The organism is Verminephrobacter aporrectodeae subsp. tuberculatae At4 (genome assembly GCF_000193225.1).
Classification (GTDB): Bacteria; Pseudomonadota; Gammaproteobacteria; order Burkholderiales; family Burkholderiaceae_C; genus Acidovorax; species Acidovorax aporrectodeae.
This window is the reverse complement of the sequence record NZ_AFAL01000788.1, coordinates 1-1,279: the sequence shown is the minus strand read 5'-3', so window position 1 is coordinate 1,279 and position 1,279 is coordinate 1. Positions and strand designations below refer to the sequence as shown.

At 67.2% G+C, this 1,279-nt stretch carries 2 protein-coding genes; both read right to left on the bottom strand.

Features of this window, described 5'->3' with window-relative positions:
* Nucleotides 1-531, bottom strand: a complete 531-nt coding sequence (gene fabA / locus VTU_RS0121545; RefSeq protein WP_010108686.1) for a bifunctional 3-hydroxydecanoyl-ACP dehydratase/trans-2-decenoyl-ACP isomerase — start codon at nucleotides 529-531, stop codon at nucleotides 1-3.
* Nucleotides 532-630: 99 nt separating this feature from the next.
* Nucleotides 631-1,279: apolipoprotein N-acyltransferase (lnt, locus tag VTU_RS0121540; RefSeq protein WP_010108685.1), on the bottom strand; the 649-nt coding region annotated here is incomplete at its 5' end.

Here is a 1,279-nt window from a genome sequence, read left to right as displayed (position 1 = left end):
TCATGCTGCGGCTCCCTGTGCTGCGCCGTCTGCCTCGCGTTTGAACAAACCCACACGCAGGTCCTGGGCGACGTAGATTTCCTTGCCGTCGGCGAGCAGGCGGGCGTCGCCGACGGCCATGACCAGCTTACGCCGGATCACGCGCTTGATGTCAATCTCGTAGGTGACAAGTTGTACCCCGGGCCCGACTTCGCCGCTGAACCGGACCTCGCCCGCGCCCAGCGCGCGGCCCCGGCCCGGCAAGCGCAGCCAGGTCAGGTAGAAGCCGATGAGCTGCCACATGGCGTCCAGCCCCAGGCAGCCGGGCATGACCGGGTCGTTCTGAAAGTGGCAGGCAAAGAACCACAGGCCGGGACGCACGTCGAGCTCGGCACGGACCCCCCCCAGGCCATGCGCGCCGCCGTCGCTGTCGATATGCGTGATGCGGTCGAACATCAGCATGGGCGGCAGCGGCAGACGCCCGCTGTCGGCGTCGAACAGCCGGCCCTCGCCCGAGGCGATCAGTTGTTCGTAGGAAAAGGAATCTGCCATTTTCAGTTGTGCTCCAGAACAGTGGCTGCCGCGCTGCAAATCATGGTTGTGCGGCAACACAGGCGCCACGGCCGCTCGCGCGGCGGTGGCCTCCCATTATCAAGGCATGCATGCGCTCCGTCGGGTGCGGCGCGCCAAGCCCCGCTGCGCCGCTGCGGCAATGGCCAGCACCACGGCGCCCAGAATCCACAGCGGCCACAGACCCCAGCGCGAGACCCACCACGCGTAGGGCGTGATGGCCGAGCCGCTTTGCGCGTCGAACCCCCGGCCCTGCACCGTGCCCGTGAGCACGCCGCGCGTATGGCGCGCGAGCTGGTGCGTGACCCGGCCCCGGTAATCGATGATCGCCGTGGCGCCGGTGTTCGTGGCGCGCACCATGGGGCGTTCGAACTCCAGCGCCCGCATGCGGCTGATGTGCAGATGCTGGTCGATGGCGACGGTGTTGCCGAACCAGGCGATATTGCTGAAATTCACGAACACTGTCGGCGCCCACGCCGGGTTGGCAAAGCGCGCGCCGAGCTCTTCGCCAAACAGATCCTCGTAGCAGATATTCGGCGCAATGCGCTGGCCTGCCCACTCGAACGGGGCCTGCACCACGGCCCCCCGCCCGAAGTCCCCCAGCGGGATGCGCAGCAGCGCCATGAACCATTTGAAGAATGGCGGAATGAACTCGCCAAACGGCACCAGATGGTGCTTGTCATACCGGTAGAGCGCCATCCCGGGGCTCAGGCCGAGCACCGAGTTGCTG